14 protein-coding genes are annotated in these 15644 nt (G+C 66.7%); 10 read left to right on the plus strand and 4 right to left on the minus strand.

Annotation, left to right across the window (positions count from 1 at the left end; all coding sequences use genetic code 11):
- Window positions 1-21: 21 nt before the first annotated feature.
- Both ABIE00_RS20270 and ABIE00_RS20275 read right to left on the minus strand, forming a co-directional pair.
- Complete coding sequence (locus tag ABIE00_RS20270) at window positions 22-1743, minus strand: glycoside hydrolase family 32 protein (protein WP_354262459.1); 1722 nt, start codon at window positions 1741-1743, stop codon at window positions 22-24.
- Between the two features lie 81 nt (window positions 1744-1824).
- Complete coding sequence (locus ABIE00_RS20275; RefSeq protein WP_354262460.1) at window positions 1825-2442, minus strand: YdeI/OmpD-associated family protein; 618 nt, start codon at window positions 2440-2442, stop codon at window positions 1825-1827.
- A 141-nt stretch (window positions 2443-2583) separates the two neighbouring features.
- Between ABIE00_RS20275 and ABIE00_RS20280 the strand changes: the two genes are divergently transcribed.
- From ABIE00_RS20280 to ABIE00_RS20305, 6 genes are all read left to right on the plus strand, one after another.
- Window positions 2584-3312, plus strand: a complete 729-nt coding sequence (locus ABIE00_RS20280) for a VOC family protein (RefSeq protein WP_354262461.1) — start codon at window positions 2584-2586, stop codon at window positions 3310-3312.
- 126 nt (window positions 3313-3438) lie between these two features.
- A complete protein-coding gene (locus ABIE00_RS20285; protein ID WP_354262462.1) occupies window positions 3439-3978 on the plus strand; it encodes an NUDIX hydrolase family protein in 540 nt (179 codons plus the stop codon).
- An 85-nt stretch (window positions 3979-4063) separates the two neighbouring features.
- Window positions 4064-5176, plus strand: a complete 1113-nt coding sequence (locus ABIE00_RS20290) for a DUF6707 family protein (RefSeq protein ID WP_354262463.1) — start codon at window positions 4064-4066, stop codon at window positions 5174-5176.
- A gap of 88 nt (window positions 5177-5264) precedes the next feature.
- Window positions 5265-5990, plus strand: coding sequence for an SRPBCC family protein (locus ABIE00_RS20295; RefSeq protein WP_331571984.1), 726 nt, complete (start codon window positions 5265-5267; stop codon window positions 5988-5990).
- Window positions 5991-6023: 33 nt separating this feature from the next.
- Window positions 6024-7328 carry a tRNA guanosine(34) transglycosylase Tgt gene (gene tgt, locus ABIE00_RS20300; protein WP_354262465.1) on the plus strand — a complete coding sequence of 435 codons (1305 nt, stop codon included), beginning with the start codon at window positions 6024-6026 and terminating at the stop codon, window positions 7326-7328.
- Window positions 7329-7481: 153 nt separating this feature from the next.
- Entirely contained in the window at window positions 7482-8456 is a 975-nt protein-coding gene (locus ABIE00_RS20305; protein ID WP_354262466.1) for a hypothetical protein, read from the plus strand.
- A 59-nt stretch (window positions 8457-8515) separates the two neighbouring features.
- On the opposite strand, the gene ABIE00_RS20310 is transcribed toward ABIE00_RS20305, so the two are convergent.
- Together ABIE00_RS20310 and ABIE00_RS20315 are read right to left on the minus strand one after the other, a co-directional pair.
- Window positions 8516-9208: a queuosine precursor transporter gene (locus ABIE00_RS20310; protein ID WP_354262467.1), complete on the minus strand. Its 693-nt coding sequence runs from the start codon at window positions 9206-9208 to the stop codon at window positions 8516-8518.
- A 279-nt stretch (window positions 9209-9487) separates the two neighbouring features.
- Window positions 9488-10918 carry an MFS transporter gene (locus ABIE00_RS20315; protein ID WP_354262468.1) on the minus strand — a complete coding sequence of 477 codons (1431 nt, stop codon included), beginning with the start codon at window positions 10916-10918 and terminating at the stop codon, window positions 9488-9490.
- A 401-nt stretch (window positions 10919-11319) separates the two neighbouring features.
- On the opposite strand from ABIE00_RS20315, the gene ABIE00_RS20320 reads away from it, so the two are divergent.
- From ABIE00_RS20320 to ABIE00_RS20335, 4 genes are all read left to right on the plus strand, one after another.
- Window positions 11320-11988: a response regulator transcription factor gene (locus ABIE00_RS20320; protein WP_354262469.1), complete on the plus strand. Its 669-nt coding sequence runs from the start codon at window positions 11320-11322 to the stop codon at window positions 11986-11988.
- The gene (locus tag ABIE00_RS20325; protein ID WP_354262470.1) at window positions 11985-13496 is read left to right on the plus strand and encodes a HAMP domain-containing sensor histidine kinase; all 1512 of its coding nucleotides are present in this window, start codon (window positions 11985-11987) and stop codon (window positions 13494-13496) included. The genes ABIE00_RS20320 and ABIE00_RS20325 overlap by 4 nt, the downstream gene beginning before the upstream one ends.
- Window positions 13493-14551 carry a TAXI family TRAP transporter solute-binding subunit gene (locus ABIE00_RS20330; protein WP_502914245.1) on the plus strand — a complete coding sequence of 353 codons (1059 nt, stop codon included), beginning with the start codon at window positions 13493-13495 and terminating at the stop codon, window positions 14549-14551. Before ABIE00_RS20325 ends, ABIE00_RS20330 begins: the two co-directional genes overlap by 4 nt.
- 112 nt (window positions 14552-14663) lie before the next feature.
- Entirely contained in the window at window positions 14664-15530 is an 867-nt protein-coding gene (locus tag ABIE00_RS20335) for a hydroxymethylpyrimidine/phosphomethylpyrimidine kinase (protein ID WP_354262471.1), read from the plus strand.
- Window positions 15531-15644: the final 114 nt, after the last annotated feature.

Raw genomic sequence — 15644 nt, forward strand, 5'->3', positions numbered from 1 at the left:
GCCGGCGTGGCCGTTCCCGCTTCAGCGTGCCGTCAGCACGGTGGCCAGCGGGGTGTACTTAAACGACTTCAGCGTCAGCTTCCCGCCGGCCGTGGCGGCGCTGACCGCGGGCTGCCCGGCCTTCGGCAGCACCACGGAGGTCAAAGTCTGCTCGCCGCCGTTCACAAAGACCTCCACCGAGGAGTAGTCCACGAAGATGGTCAGCTCCGCGGAGCCCCGGCCTGCCGGGTTGACCGTTGAGCCGCCCGGCGCGCTGCCGTTGCGCGGCCGGCTCTGGGCGCTCCGCCGGTCCGTGAAGAGCGGTCCGAGGGCGTCCGCGCCCGGGACCACTGCAGCCCGGCTCACCCACGCCGTGCCCGCCTCGAAGTTGTAGCCGACCGTGGCGTAGTCCGCCCCGCCGTTCCCCAGGTTCAGCAGGGCCTCCGTGCCGTCGTCGCCCTGACCCCGTTCCAGGGTCACATCCAGCCGGTACGCTCCGCTTGCGGGCGCGGGAAGCCCGCCGGCACCCTCCGGGGTGAGCGCCCTGCTGCCTACCGTCCTGGCTTCGCCGTCCAGCGCTGACAGGGCCGGCGTTGGCGTGGAGACGAGCGTGGGCCGGCCCTGCACGGTTTTCAGCCGGATGTCCCGGACGATCGAGTCGGCGCCGCCCTGCCAATCGGTGGTGGGCAGCTGACGGGCGTACGTCCAGTTGTTCATCCAGCCGATGGCGTGGCGGGACGCCATCCGTTCGTTTTCCGGGAGCCGGGGATCGTCCCAGGTGACGGCGGCATAAAAGTCCGCGCCGGCGTCGAGCCACTGGTGTTTGTCATCCGCAGGGGTGAACCTGGTCCCGTCAAAGGTCCCGGTCCAGTAGGCCACCCCGGTGGTCCGTCCTTCGGCTGTGCCGTTCGCGCTGGCCGCCAGAACCCAGGTGCGTTTGGCGGGATCGCCGTCGACGTCCAGCTGGAAGAGGTCGGGGCATTCGAGGATCCCCAGGCCCTTCCGCTCGAAACCGGACGCGTAGCGCCAGTCCTTGAGGTCCTTCGAGGTGTACAGGCCGATCTTCTCCCCCTCGGCCAACGCCATGACCCACTGTCCGTGGGCCTGGTCGCGGATGATCTTGGGGTCGCGCCAGTGCTGCGCGCCGGGGTTGTCCATGGCCGGATTCCCGTCGGCGGCCTTGAAGGTGTAGCCCTTGTCCGTGGAGTAGAACAGCGACTGCCGCTGCACACCCTTGTCCTGCTGGGTCAGGACGGCGACGACAGCACCCTTGCCGAAGCCGGCCGTGTTGTCCTGGTCCACCACGGCACTCCCGGTCTCAATGTCCCCGAGGCCGTTCTTGAACTTCTCGATGGCAACGCCCTCGTCCTTCCAGTGCACCAGGTCCGTGCTGGTGACGTGGAACCACTCGGTGCCGTTCCCCTCGGGGTGGTCCGCGTTGTAGAGGTAGTAGTAGTGCCACACCCCGTCCAGCAGGAAGGGCCGCTGCGGATCGTTCATCCACTCCTTGGCAGGGGTGAGGTGGTAGGAAGGCCGGAACTGCGAGGCGCCCTCGGGCCTGCTGAATGGTTTCGGGGCTTCACTCTGCGTGCCGCTTCCCTGAGGTGCGGAGCTTCCAGGTGCGGCGCCGCCCTGCGTTCCGCCGTTGTTTGAACGGCCGGCCAGGCCGATAATCGTTGTCGCGGCCAGCACCAGGGCCAGGATCACCGCCACCGCGACCCACCGCCCGCGGGGGCCCAGGGCGCGAAGGGAATACCGCTGCATGTTCGCCGTTCATGTTGGGAGTTGGCAGCAATTTTAGCGCGGACGGCGTTTTCGATGCCCCGGCACCCGGTTTCGACAGGCTCAACCAGCGGGCTGATCGGAATTCGGCAGCGGGCGCTTCTTCTGCGGATACGGCGTCTCGCCGCGCGCCAGCATCTCGACGAATCCGGCGATCTTCCGCTCCCGCGTCGACGCCTGTTTGACCGAGTTGGTGCGGTAGATCAGCGCATAGCGGTTCACGGACGTAAGTACATCGAACATGGCCTGCGCCTCGGGCACGGCGGCAATGGCGGCGGCCAAGTCTGCCGGGACCTCCGCCGTCGCCTGTCCCGAATAGGCGGCCTCCCAGCGGCCGTCGGCTTTAGCGGCGTCGACGGCGGCGCGGCCGGGGACTGTCATCTTTCCTTCCGCCTCAAGGCGGGCCACATGGCCCACGTTCCGTTCCGACCAGGGGCTCTTCGCACCCCGGCGGGTCATACGCTGGAGGTAGCTGTCGCCGTCGCGCTTTTTGACCTGCCCGTCGATCCAGCCGAAGCAGAGCGCCTCGTCCAGGGCGGCGTCGTAGTCGAGTTCGGTGACGTTGCCGCCCTTTTTGTGCAGGACCAGCCACACGCCCGGGCTGTCGCTGTGATGGGATTCCAGCCACGCCCGCCAGGCAGCGGCATCGGGCACCAGCAGTTCCTCGAGTTCAACGGCCATGCGCCTATTCTGCCTTCAGCGCCTCCGGATTCAACCCGGGCACCGTGATTCAACCCGGTGCCACGCGATTCAAGACGTGGCATCATGGCCATGTCGGCGACGTTTTCGAAGATCCTGGTGTTTCGAGTTCGAGGAGAGAGCATGCTTCGTGTCCGCCCCATCCAGTTCACGTCCAGGGTTGAACCCTGGGAGCGGCTCCTCACCGACCTGGGGATGATCAAGTCCACCGACGAGGGTTCCTGGCGGGAGTACGACGCCGGTGCGGGCCGGCTGGCGTTGCACCAGGCCGAGCCGGGCGCGGCGGAGGACGGCATCACGCACTTTGGCGTGGAGGTCGGCGACCTCGAGGAGTTTGCCCGGCGCACCAACCAGTCCGGTGCGGAATCGGACAGCTCCTCCGCAGAGCTGGTCCGGGCGGACCACGGTGACTCCTGCCGGATCACGGGCGCGGACGGCTTCAGCTTCTTCGCCGACAAGGCCGCCCACGGGGCCAACTGCGCGGATGCGGACCCGGCGCTGGCCGTGGTGGAGGTCTGGTTCAGCGAAAACGTGACAGCCGCGGCCCAGGCGCTGCGGGACATCGGCGCGCGGTTCCGGCCGGTCCCGGACGACGACGAAACCGCCGACTTCACCGCAAAGAACGGCGGCGTGCTCATGGTGCGGCCCGGCACAGGCGCGGCGCACGCGGGCCTGGGGTTCGAGTATGCCGGGGACCTTGAGGCACTGCGGGACCACCTCACGGCGGCGGGACATGACGTGACCCTGACCGAGGAAGCCTTCGGACGCACCCTGCATGTTGCGCACCCGGACAATGACGGAGCGGGCGGCCAGCGGGCACCCCTCTGGATCTCGGCCCGGCGCCCGGCGTAGCGTGCACCGGCGCGGGCAACGGCATCGCCAAGTCGAGTGGTGAGATCTCGTCGCTTTGGCCGCCGCTAAGCGTCGTGATCTCACGCTTCGGCGGCCGGACCTGTGGCAATGGGGTAAAAATGATTCATGAACGTGCGCACCCCTGACCCCAACCCCGGCTGGCTCTCGGACGAAGATCTCTTCGAAGCCAGAGGCAGGCTCCCCATGGTCTACGTGGAGGCAGTGCCGGTCCGGCTGGATCCGCTGGGCTTCGTGAATGAGGTGGGCACGCTCCTGCAGGCGGACGAGGACGGCACCATGGTCAGGTCCCTCGTCTCCGGCCGGGTGCTCTACCGCGAGACCATCCGCGCCGCGCTCCTTCGCCACATGGAGAAGGACCTCGGCCCGCTGGCCTTCCCGCAGCTCCCCATCAGCCCCGTGCCGTTCACCGTGGCCGAATACTTTCCCGCGCCGTCGCACACCGGCTTCACCGACGACCGCCAGCACGCCGTGTCACTGGCTTACATCATCCCCGTGACCGGCGAATGCGACCCCCGCCAGGACGCTCTGGAGCTGACCTGGATGACTCCCCAGGAAGTGCTCAGCGACGGCGTGCAGCTCGAGTTCGCCGGCGGCCGCGGCGCCCTGGTCCGGCAGGCTTTGGCCTACGCCGGCGTTGGCGCCTGACGCCCGGGAGCCCGCGCCTACCCGACTTCGCACCCTCTCCTTTGTAGACTGTTGGGCGGACCGCAAGAGAACTTAAGGACTCCCGATGAACCACCCTGCAGCTGCCAAGACCTTCCGTGAACAGCAGGCGGGCTCTTTGCGGGCGGGCGACCACCTTCTCCTGCCTGACGGCGAGCGGTCCGCGGAAATCCACTCCGTGGAAGTCGAAACCGACGATTTCGGCAGCCCCGCCATCGTCCTTGCGACCCTCACCGGCGGCGGCACGCTCCGCATCGCTGCCGGCTCGTCCGTCCGGATCCCCGGACCCGCGGCCGACGACGCTCCCGCCCCGGACGCCGCCGGCCACATGGCGTCCGGGTCCGCTACCGCCGTCGAACATGCCGCAGACGGCGCCGGAACGGCGGACACCCCAACGTCGGACGGTGCCGTCCAAACAGCAGAGGCCCAGGCGTCCGACGCCGGCGCTCCCCTTTCGGTAGTGGGGAACGAAGCAGCCGGGGAGCCTGCGCGCACCGTGCCTGCCGCCGTCGTCGTACCTCCGCTGCCGTCCACCACCCCGGTGGTGGTCGGTCCCAGCGCCGAAGACCTGGCCCTGATCCCGGAGCCGTCCGGCACGCCGGAATCCGTGGTGGAAGCCGTGGCGGAGGCCCATCCGGACTCTGTCGGGGTGCAGTTGCTGGCGGACAAGCTGGTCAAGGGCATCAACACCAAGTCGGGCAGCTGCCTGAAGGACCTGAGCGACCTCGCGCACGAGCTGTTCATCATGCTCAAGGACGCCGAGGCGTCGCTGTCCGTGGCCGACCTGCTGAACGTGCTGCCCTTCGACGGCAACCCGGGGCGCTGGGGGTCCGTGGAAGCCTCGCTCGCGCTGTCCAGCTACGTATGCCGGCAGACCGGGCATAAGGACCGCGCCGCCGTGTACGAGAAGCTGCTCCGCGCGCCGGACAACCAGGAGACGGATCCGTTCAAGGCGCGGATGCAGGCCCGGGTGCGGCAGCGCTCACTGAACGAGCCGAACCTGTACGACAAGGAGATTTTCCGCTCCATCGACAACTCCAACCACGAGGCCGAGCGCGAATGGCGGCTGCTGCGCCTCGAGTCGCTGCTGTTCCTGCGCGCCCACGGCGGGTCGCAGACCATCAGCGCGTCGGAGCTGGAGCGCCGGATTGCGAACGAGCTGGAGTCCGTCCGGGGCTAACGGCGCTGCGCTTTTCCCGGACTGCCGAGCCCGCCTTCAGCAGGAAATTCCTCTGGCCCGGGTTGCGCCCAAGTTGTAGATTCAGGCCATGACGAACAATCTCAGCGTTGTGATCAATTCCGACGCCCCACAGGTTTGGACGATGCTGCGTGAACCCTCGAAAGTCGCGCAATGGCATGGCTGGGAAGCCGACGAGCTGGCGGCGGAGATCAATGAGATCTACTTCAGCAAATCCGTGGTTGAAGGGCCGGACCACACCTCTCTGACCGTCAACAACGGCGACATCTTCACGCTGAAGCCCGTGCCCACCGGAACCGAGGTCAGCGTCACCCGCGCCGGTGTGGACCACAACTCCGAATGGGCAGCATGGGACGAGGACATCACCCAGGGCTGGCTGATCTTCTTGCAGCAGCTGCGGTTCGCGCTGGAACGCCATCCCCACGGCACACGCCGCACCTGCTACTTCTCCGTCCCCGGCTCGGGCGGCTCCGCCATCGAGAAACTCGGGCTCAAGGACATCCCTGCTGCCGGCGAAGAGTACTCACTCACCCTCGGCACCGGCGAAGAGGTCTCGGGCAGGGTCTGGCACAAGACCAACCACCAGGTGGGGCTCACCGTCAACAGCTATGCGGAGCACGGTGACGGCCTGCTGATCGTTGCCGACCAGCCCGTGATCCCAGAGAAAAGGCCCGACGGCGGCTCGATGGTGATCCTCTCGCTGTACGATCTCGGCGCGCACAGCATGGAAACGATCCGTTCCCTGTGGGACGACTGGCGCTCTGAGAACTACCCCACATCAGAACCCCTCCAGTGAAGGTTCACGGCTGTTAGCTGGCACACTTGAACCGTGCCAGCCAATCCTGAACCGTCCTCCCCTTCTGCACCGGCGCCGGCCGCCCGCCAGTCCGGGTTCTCCTTCCGGGTAGGCAAGCGCCTCAATGAAACCTGCAGCCCGGCCCCCGAGCAGGAGGACGCCAACGGAGGCGGGTTCCTGGGCCGGACCGGCACCATCACCACCCCGCACGGCGAGATCCAGACGCCAGCCTTCATCGCCGTCGGGACCAAGGCCACAGTCAAGTCGGTTCTTCCCGAGTCCATGGCCGAGCTCGGTGCCCAGGCCCTGCTGGCCAACGCCTACCACCTTTACCTGCAGCCCGGCCCCGGGATCCTGGACGAAGCCGGCGGCCTAGGTGCGTTCATGAACTGGCCCGGGCCAACCTTCACCGATTCGGGCGGCTTCCAGGTGATGAGCCTGGGCTCGGGGTTCAAGAAGGTCATCGACATGAAGTCCGTGGACACCTCCGGACCGGACGATGCCGTGGCCCCCGGCAAGGAGCGCCTGGCCCACATCGACGACGACGGCGTGTGGTTCAAGAGCCACCTCAACGGGGACCGCCACCGCTTCTCGCCCGAGATCTCCATGCAGGTCCAGCACCAGATCGGTGCGGACATCATGTTCGCCTTCGATGAGCTCACCACTCTGCAGAACTCGCGCGGCTACCAGGAGGAATCGCTGGAACGCACGAGGCTCTGGGCGGTGCGTTGCCTCGAGGAGCACTTCCGGCTCACGGCCGAGCGGGCGGGCAAGCCGTACCAGGCCCTGTTCGGGGTGATCCAGGGCGCCCAGTACGAGGACCTCCGCCGGAAGGCCTGCCGGGATCTCGGTGCCATGGCGTTCGACGGCTACGGGATCGGCGGTGCCCTCGAGAAGGAGAACCTGGGCACCATTGTTCGCTGGTGCAACGAGGAACTTCCCGAGAACAAGCCGCGGCATCTCCTGGGCATCTCGGAGCCGGACGACATCTTCACGGCCATCGAGAACGGCGCCGACACCTTCGACTGCGTCTCCCCCACGCGGGTGGCCCGGAACTCCGCGTTCTACACGCCCGACGGCCGCTTCAACCTCTCCGGCGCCAAGTACAGGCGCGACTTCGGTCCGCTGCAGGACGGCTGCGACTGCTACGCGTGCCTGAACTACTCGCGCGCCTACATCCATCACCTGTTCAAGGCCAAGGAAATGCTCTCCGCCACGCTGATCTCCATCCACAACGAGCGCTTCGTGGTGAAGATGGTGGACGACGCCCGGTTGGCGATCGACTCCGGCGACTTCTTCGAGTTCAAGGCCGAGACCCTGGGCCGGTACTACACCTAGGCGACTTCCTGCGCCCATCCGCCCATTTCGACGGTTCCCTGTCCGGTAGACGTTGCCGGACGTCTTGCGGGCACGGAACCGTCGAAACAGGCTGTTTCCACATAGGGGTGAGAGTCTCTGGGCCTCCGCTTCCAGAGCGGTCATGGTGGAAACATGAGCCAACCTTTAGCCGGGCTGCCCGCAAGGGAGAACCTCTGGCGCACCGAGCAACTCTTGGAGCGCGGGTTGAATTCGCGGGCAATCGCCCAGCTGGTCCGGGATGAGACCCTGGTCCGGGTGCGTCGCGGCTGCTACGCGCGCGGCAACTGGTGGACCAGCCTGAATGCCGCCGGCCGCCGGCGGCAGCTCATTTACGCTCACGCGCACGGAACACGCACGACGTCGGCAGGAGGCTTCGTTTACAGCCACACCTCGGGTGCCAGCTTGCAGAGGCTCCACCTGTGGGGAGTCGACGATAAGGTCCATCTGACACAGGCTGGCTGCCCGTCGGGTGTTTCGCATGGGCGCGGCGTGGTGGCCCATACCCGGCATGTGAGCAGCCGTGAGATGACTTTTGTGGATGGCCTCCCGTGCACCTCGCTAGAGCGGACCGTGGTGGACTGCTGCCTGATGTTTAGCGCTCGCCAATCCCTGATTCTGGTGGACCACGCCGCCCGGCTGGGGGCCGACCTACAGCTGTTGCGGAACTACTGCACGGCGTTGGCGGGCCGCAACGGGGTCGTGGCATTTCGCCGGGCGCTGGAACTGGTGGATGCCCGCTCCGAATCTGCCGGTGAGAGCTTGACCCGGGAACTCATTCACAGACTCAAGATCCCAGCGCCGGAATTGCAATACGTAGTGCGGACACCGCTGGGCGAACACCGTCTGGACTTTGCGTGGCCCAGGCGAAAGGTGGCACTCGAGTTCGACGGCAAGACCAAATACTTCGATTACCGGCCCACGAGCGAGGTCGTGTTTCAGGAGCGGCGCCGGGAAAAGGCTCTTATGGAGCAGGGCTGGACTTTCATCCGGGTCGAGTGGAAGGACCTGTTCCGCGAGCAGGAGTTCAAGTACCGGCTGCTTCGCGCGCTGGAACAGGGCTCGGATGGAACCCAGCCCGCGCCGTTTCGACGGTTCCCTGCCGGCTAGACGCTGCGGAACGTCGAACTGGCACGGAAGCGTCGAAACGGCGGCCGGCGCGCCAAAGGCTACGCGTAACTCGGCTCGCGCTTCTTGACCCAGCCGATGGCCAGGGTTGTCACGGGAACGAAGAGGAACTCCACGAGAGTCTTATAGAGGAAGCCCACCAGCACATAGTTCACGAACATGCCGAAGTCACTGATGCCGATCACCGAGGCCGCGATGCTGCAGAAGATCAGCGTGTCCACGAACTCCCCGGCCACCGAGGAGCTCATGATGCGTGCCCACAGGGACTTTTCGCCGGTACGGGCCTTCATCCGGACCAGGATCCACGAGTTGATGGTCTGCCCGGCGAAGAACGCGAGAAGCGAGGCCAGGACGATCTGCGGAACCGGGCCGATGGCGCCTTCGAGCGCGGCCTGCTTGGCAGCGCCGAAGTCGTCGTCGAAGCCGGGCAGCGCGATGATCACCCAGTAGCAGAGCGAGGCGAAAACGGACAGGGCGAACGTGGTGACGATGGCCTTCCGGGCAACCTTGAAGCCGTAGACCTCGCTGATGACGTCGCCCAGAATGTACGCCAGCGGGAACAGGAAGAAGCCTCCGTCCGTGACAATCGGTCCCAGCGCCACGCCCTTGGAGGCACCGATGTTGGACAGGATCAGCACCACGGCCATGACGGCGAGCATGATGCCGAAGTAGGGGGAACCCGCCGAGGCGAATTTCGGCGTGGATTTCGGCAGGGAGGACTGGGCGGTGGTCATGGGTGTTCCATTCGTAGTGGTTCGCTCGGCTGCCCTCGACTCGGGAAGTGGCAGCCGGCTGTATTAGCACTGGACGGGTCCCGCCGGCTGGCCGCCGAAACCGCCCTCCATTCTCCCACCGTTATCTGCACCCCAAAGTGCCGGACTCACGTACTGCCGAACCCTGGGAACGGACGACGGCGGGCTGCCGCCCCCGGGACCCAAAGGTCACCGCGGTGATGGCAACCCGCCGTCGTGCGTTATCGCCTGTAAATAGCAGGCGCTGTGCGCTACTGGAGCTCAGGCGCTGACGAAGTCGTCGTCGTCGTCCTTGCGCGCGGCGCCCGCCGGGACGCCGGACGCTGCCGTGCCGGACCAGGCGTGGCCCTGCTCCCGGTCCAGGTGCGTGGTCTTCTTGTTCTTCAGCGCGAAGATGTAGACCAGCAGGGACACACCGATGGCGATGGTGACGTACGTGAAAAAGAGGTCTACCTGGTCCGCCTTCTGCAGGGCGGCGCCGATCAGCGGAACCGTCCCGCCGAAGAGCGAGTTGGCGATCGCGTAGCCCAGCCCGACGCCGAGTGCGCGGATGGATGCCGGGAAGAGCTCGGCCTTCACGAGCGCGTTGATGGAGGTGTAGCCGCCCACGATCAGCAGGCCGCCCATCATCAGCAGGAACGCGGTGAAGGGATCCTTGGTGCCGGCCAGGGTCGAGAGCAGCGGCCAGGTGAAGAGCACTCCGGTGATGCCGAACCAGAGGAGCAGTGGCTTGCGGCCCACCTTGTCCGAGATGATGCCGTAGACGGGCTGGAGCAGCATGAAGATGAACAGCGCCCAGAAGTTGATCACGGACGTGTCCGTCTTGGCAATGCCGGACGTATCGTTCATGAACTTCAGGATGAAGTTGGTGTAGGTGTAGAACGCCACGGTGCCGCCCAGGGTCACGCCGATGCAGATCAGCAGCGGCTTCCAGTGCTGGGTGAGCAGCAGGCGCAGGGTCCCGGGCTGGGCTTCGCCGGATATGGCAGGAGCCTTGGCCGCCTGCACCTGCTCCGCGGAAACCGTCTCCTCCATCGAGCGCCGCAGCCAAAGGACCACCAGCGCCGCAACGCCGCCGATGGCGAACGGTATGCGCCAGCCCCACTCCTTCAGCAGGCCGTCGCCCAGGCTGTTCTGCAGGACCACCAGCACCAGCAGGGCCAGCATCTGGCCGCCGACCAGGGTCACGTACTGGAAGCTGGAGAAGAAGCCGCGGCGCTTGGAGGTGGCGGCTTCGGACATGTACGTGGCGCTGGTGCCGTATTCGCCGCCCACGGAGAAGCCCTGCAGCACGCGGATGAGGATCAGCAGGACCAGGGCCCAGATCCCAATGACATCCTGGGTGGGGAGGATCGCAATCGCAAAGGAGCCGGCGGACATCAGGGTCACGCTGAGGGTCAGGGCGGCCTTGCGCCCGTTCCGGTCGGCGTATCGCCCGAAGAACCAGCTGCCGATGGGTCGCATGAGGAACGACGTCGAGAAGACCGCCATCGCCTCGAGCCCGGCCTGGAGCTCGTCCTTGGAATTGAAGAAATGTGCTTGGAAGTACGCCGCGAAGACTGTGTAGACGTAGAGGTCGTACCACTCGACGAGGTTGCCGGCGGAGCCCTTGAGGATGTTGCTTACGGCCCTGCGTGTCTGTGCGGCTTCGCTGGGTGCCGCGTCGTGGGGCGCTGCGTGCTGGGTGCTCATCAATGAACCTTCCTGGTCGGTGCCACCGTCGGCGTCCGAGGTGCGAAATGGGTGTCCTGCCGGAATCCCCGCTCCCGGCTTCCCTGCGCCTGTCCGGCGGCGTTGAGCAGTTCTCCGCCCGCAGCCCCGGACCGGGCGCCTGGCCGGCAGATCCTGCAAGAGGACACCTGCCAATTTATGCGTGATCCTTGGCACATCCAACGTGGAGAGGCATTTCCTAACACTTCCTTAGGAATTGGAAACTGCCGACGGCGGCGGGTCGCCTTTGCCCTTCACCCAACGTCATTGCACGCATTCCATCGTTCCCGCGGCAGCAGCAAGGCGAAATCCGCGGACAAGGAGTAATGTCCAAACGGACTCCGATGTCCCCCCAACAGCAACGAAGGCAGAGGAAACAGGCAATGCGCGTGCTCATCGTCGAGGACGACGACGCGATGGCGTCGGCCCTCGAGGCGGCTGTCGTTTCCGCAGGGCACAAGGCGCATCGGGTGTCCCGGGGTGCGGATGCGTTGCTGATCCACCGGGAGCACGATGTCATTCTTCTGGACCTCGGACTTCCGGACATGGACGGCCTCGAGCTCCTGCGCAAGCTTCGCCAGGTCACGGGCTGCCCCATCCTCATCCTCACAGCACGCGATGACGAGCGCAGCGTGGTCCTTGGCCTCCGCTCCGGGGCTGACGACTATCTGGTCAAGCCGGTGAAGCTTGTGGAGCTCCTCGCCCGGATTGAAGCAGTGACACGGCGGGCGGGCCGCAGCGGGCCCGGGAAATCCCACAGCGTTGTCCTGGGGGAACTCGACGTCGACCTCGACCGGCGGGTGGCTGCCATCGGCTCCCGGGTCCTCCCACTGACCGCAACGGAATTCGATCTCTTGGCCCTGCTGGTCCGGAACGCCGGCTCCGTGGTGACCCGCGAACAGATCCTCGATGCCCTGTGGGGTGACGCTTTCCTGGCTTCGTCCCGGTCCCTGGACGTGCACCTCACCGGGCTGAGGTCCAAGCTGCAGATGCCCGGCTTCATCATCAACGTCCGGGGCGTGGGATACCGGGTTGAAGCGGAACCGTCGTGAAGCGCCGGGTCCTGGGCATCCTGAGCCTGTTCGCCCTGGTGATGGTGGTGGCGATCTCCAGCGCCATCCTCAGCTCGGCGGGGCGGGAGCTGACCCAGGAAGTCCAGATCAATCGCGTCTCGGCACTGAACCGGTTTGCCCAGGTTGCGTACGACGCCTCGCAAAGTGGTGACCCCACGCAGCTCCGGCGCGAAATGGAGCGTTACTCCAGCCTTTACGGCGAGGGCGTCCTGGTTCGACTGGAGGAAGCCGCCACGGTGCAGTCCGGCGGGCTTGACCCGGACCGCCCCGACGTGCGGGATGCGATCTCCCGTGCCAGCCTGAACCTCAATGACACAACGCTTGAGCCGTTGCAGCCGTTTGGCTCAGGCCGGGCGCTTATTTCGCGCTCGTTTGGCAGCGCCAGCCAGGTGCTGGGTGAAGCCGTCCTGGAAGTGGATCTCGAGGCGGCACGGCAGAAACTTCGCGACCGCTGGCTGCTGGTGGGCCTGGGCGCGGCCGGGCTTTCGGCGGTCCTGCTCCTGGGGGCGCTCCGTGCCACAGGATGGGTGATCCGGCCGGTGCTTCGGTTGAACTCGGCGGTGGCGGAACTGGAGGCCACCGGCAGGGCTGCGCGGCTTCCCGAAGCCGGGCCACCCGAGCTCAGGGAACTGAGCCGTTCCTTCACCAAAATGGCCGAGACTGTAAGCAACAGCACGGAGTCCCAGCGCCGGCTCATCGCCGATACCTCCCACCAGCTCCGCAACCCCATCGGGGCGCTGCGGCTGCGGATCGACCTGCTGCAGCTGGAACTCCGGACGGACTCTGAACGGGCCAAAGCTGAGGGGGTCGTGAGGGAACTCGAGCGCGTCGAGGAGATCCTGGACGTCGTCCTTAAGTTGGCTACCGCCGAGCACCGGGCTTCCGAAAATGCTGCCAACCAATCCATCAGGCCGGGCGCGGACGGCACGGTGCAGTCCATCGATCCGTACCCCGTGCTGGAGGAGGAAGTAGACCGCGCACGCCCCGCAGCCAAACACGTCGCCTCCAGACTCGTTTTGAAGGCTCCTCCGCAGCCACCCCTGCAGCTTCGCTGCAGCGCCGCCGAGCTGGCCCAGATGGTGGGGGAACTGATCACCAATGCCATCAAGTACGCGCCCGGGGCCGCCATCACGGTGGACACCCGCCCACTGGGCGGCTCTGTGGTGATTGAAGTGTCCGACGACGGTCCGGGGCTGCCGCCCGAAGAGCTCGCCGCTGCAGCCACGCGGTTTTGGCGTTCCCCGCGCCACGCCGACATCCGGGGCACGGGGCTGGGAATGACCATTGTGGACCGGCTGGCGGGTGCGAACGGGGGACGCCTGACGCTTCGGGGACGTGATCCGCACGGTCTGCTTGCGCTCCTGGAGTTTCCCGCCGGTTCGGCAACAAGTGCTCGGTCAACAACCGCTCCGGCAGCAGAAAGGGACGGCGCTGACGCAGCGGATCCTGGGGCGGGCGCTGCTCTGCGGGAAGGAAGGCGACCGTGAGACGGGACCTAGAGCATTCAGTGGGCTGGCAGCATTCAGTGGGCCGGCGCGGGGTCCTGAAGTCCGGACTGGGCCTGGTCCTCGGGGCCGTTGGCCTTCCGGGCATGGCCGCGTGCACTGCGTCACCGGGTCCGGCAAGGGTGACCGTGGCCGGAGGCGAAGCCGGCGGCTTCTACCTCGAGTTCGCCACGCTTCTTGCCGAGTCGCTCCAACGCCACAGAATCGCCCAACGCGCAGAAGCCCTGACCACCGGCGGCAGCCTTGACAACATGAAGCGACTGGCCGCCGGCGAGGCAACGTTCGCCGTCGCGCTTCTCGACGCCGCTGTACATCAAGTAGCTGCGCAGCAACCAGGCGTACCGCAGGAGGCAGCGCCGCCGACCGGTCCGCCGCAGGCGGGGGGCCAGCCCGCCGGGGCGATGCTCGCCGTCGGGAAAGTCTACGAAAACTATGTCCACTGCCTGGTGCGGCGGGACAGTGGAATCGGGAACTACACCGACCTCAAGGGCAGGAGGATCGGGATTGGTGAGGCGGGGTCGGGAACATCACTGACGGCCGGCAGGATCCTGGACGTGTCAGGGCTGGCAGGCACGGCTGGGGCCGTTACCGAAGTCAATCTGGGCCTCAACGACGGGCTCGCCGCGCTCCGGAGGAAAGCCGTGGACGTCCTGTTCTGGTCGGGCGGCGTTCCGACAGCCGCCATCACGGAGGCGAACGAGCAGCCGGGGCTTCGGCTGCTCGACCTGTCCAACCTGGTCCGGCCCCTTCGCGGGCGCTTCGGTGCCTTTTACGACCGCGTGCTGATTCCCGGCAGCGCATACCCGGGAGCCGGGTCCGCCTGGACCGTGGGCGTCGGGAACCTCCTGCTCTGCCGTGACGACCTCGACGGCGACATCGTCCGGAACACCGTTCGACTGCTGGTGGATCATGCCGACGAACTCGTTCCCCGTTCCAGCCTCGGCGTTCAGTTCCTGAGCCCGGACACCCTGATCAACACGGCCGATCTGCCCCTGCATCCCGCTGCAGCGGAGGCCTACCGCACACTGCACGGCTAGGCAGCGCCCCCCGACTGCGGTCGGCTTCCGGGACCTGCGCTTCCCGGGCAGGGCTTCCGGGACAGGCGCTTCCGGCGTCAGTAGGATGCTCGCGGCATGGCAGGATGGAACGATGACTTCTGTTGCTTCTGAGAACCTTTCCGGGGCGAACACCACCGCCGCTCCCGCCGTCGTCCTGACCATCGCAGGTTCGGAGGCGACCGGCGGCGCCGGAGCCCAGGCCGACCTGAAGACGTTCCAGCAGCTCGGCGTTTTCGGCATCGCCACCCTGACCTGCATCGTCTCGTTCGATCCGAACAATGAGTGGAACCACCGTTTCGTTCCCGTGGACCAGGAAGTCATCGCGCACCAGCTGGAGGCGACGACGGCGGCCTACGGTGCCGCTTCCGGTTCACCGTCCGTGCTGGACACCGTGAAGATCGGCATGCTGGGCAGCCCGGCCACCATCTCGACCGTTGCCTCGGCGCTGTCCTCCGGGGCGTTCGGCAATGTGGTGCTGGACCCGGTGCTGATCTGCAAGGGCCAGGAGCCGGGCCACGCGCTGGATACGGACCAGGCGCTGAAGGCACAGATCCTCCCGCTGGCCACGTTCGTCACACCCAACCACTTCGAGGCTGAGTCCCTTTCCGGCCTGGAGATCACCGACGTCGAATCCCTCAAGGCCGCGGCGGTTCGCATCCACGAGCTGAGCGGAGCCGCGGTTCTGGCCAAGGGCGGCGTTCGCCTGTCCGGGCCCGACGCCGTCGATGTCTTCTACGACGGCGAAACCCTCGAGGTCCTGACGGCCCCGAAGGTGGGCGAGGTGGCCGTCTCCGGCGCAGGCTGCTCGCTCGCCGCGGCGGTGACGGCCGAATTGGCAAAGGGAGCTACGCCATTGGAGGCAGCGCGGACCGCGAAGGACTTCGTGACGGCCGGCATCCGCAACCGTATGGCCTCCGGCGCCCCGTTCGACGCCCTCTGGCAGGGCGGCCCGCGCTAAGCTTTGCATTGGCCTGGCCCGTCACGGTTTCGAACGGACGGCGGCGTTGCTCGCCGCCGAGCGCCGGGGCAGTAACCGCCTTCTGTACCGCTCGCCGTCGAATGCGTACGACGG

It is taken from the genome of Arthrobacter sp. OAP107 (assembly GCF_040546765.1).
Lineage (GTDB): Bacteria > Actinomycetota > Actinomycetes > Actinomycetales > Micrococcaceae > Arthrobacter.

Coding starts and splice junctions, on each gene's coding strand:
- ABIE00_RS20290 (WP_354262463.1), top strand. CDS start 4,064: ATGAACCACCCTGCAGCTGCCAAGACCTTCCGTGAACAGCAGGCGGGC.
- ABIE00_RS20270 (WP_354262459.1), bottom strand. CDS start 1,743: ATGCAGCGGTATTCCCTTCGCGCCCTGGGCCCCCGCGGGCGGTGGGTC.
- ABIE00_RS20310 (WP_354262467.1), bottom strand. CDS start 9,208: ATGACCACCGCCCAGTCCTCCCTGCCGAAATCCACGCCGAAATTCGCC.
- ABIE00_RS20275 (WP_354262460.1), bottom strand. CDS start 2,442: ATGGCCGTTGAACTCGAGGAACTGCTGGTGCCCGATGCCGCTGCCTGG.
- ABIE00_RS20295 (WP_331571984.1), top strand. CDS start 5,265: ATGACGAACAATCTCAGCGTTGTGATCAATTCCGACGCCCCACAGGTT.
- ABIE00_RS20305 (WP_354262466.1), top strand. CDS start 7,482: ATGAGCCAACCTTTAGCCGGGCTGCCCGCAAGGGAGAACCTCTGGCGC.
- ABIE00_RS20335 (WP_354262471.1), top strand. CDS start 14,664: ATGACTTCTGTTGCTTCTGAGAACCTTTCCGGGGCGAACACCACCGCC.
- ABIE00_RS20285 (WP_354262462.1), top strand. CDS start 3,439: ATGAACGTGCGCACCCCTGACCCCAACCCCGGCTGGCTCTCGGACGAA.
- ABIE00_RS20280 (WP_354262461.1), top strand. CDS start 2,584: ATGCTTCGTGTCCGCCCCATCCAGTTCACGTCCAGGGTTGAACCCTGG.
- ABIE00_RS20320 (WP_354262469.1), top strand. CDS start 11,320: ATGCGCGTGCTCATCGTCGAGGACGACGACGCGATGGCGTCGGCCCTC.
- ABIE00_RS20315 (WP_354262468.1), bottom strand. CDS start 10,918: ATGAGCACCCAGCACGCAGCGCCCCACGACGCGGCACCCAGCGAAGCC.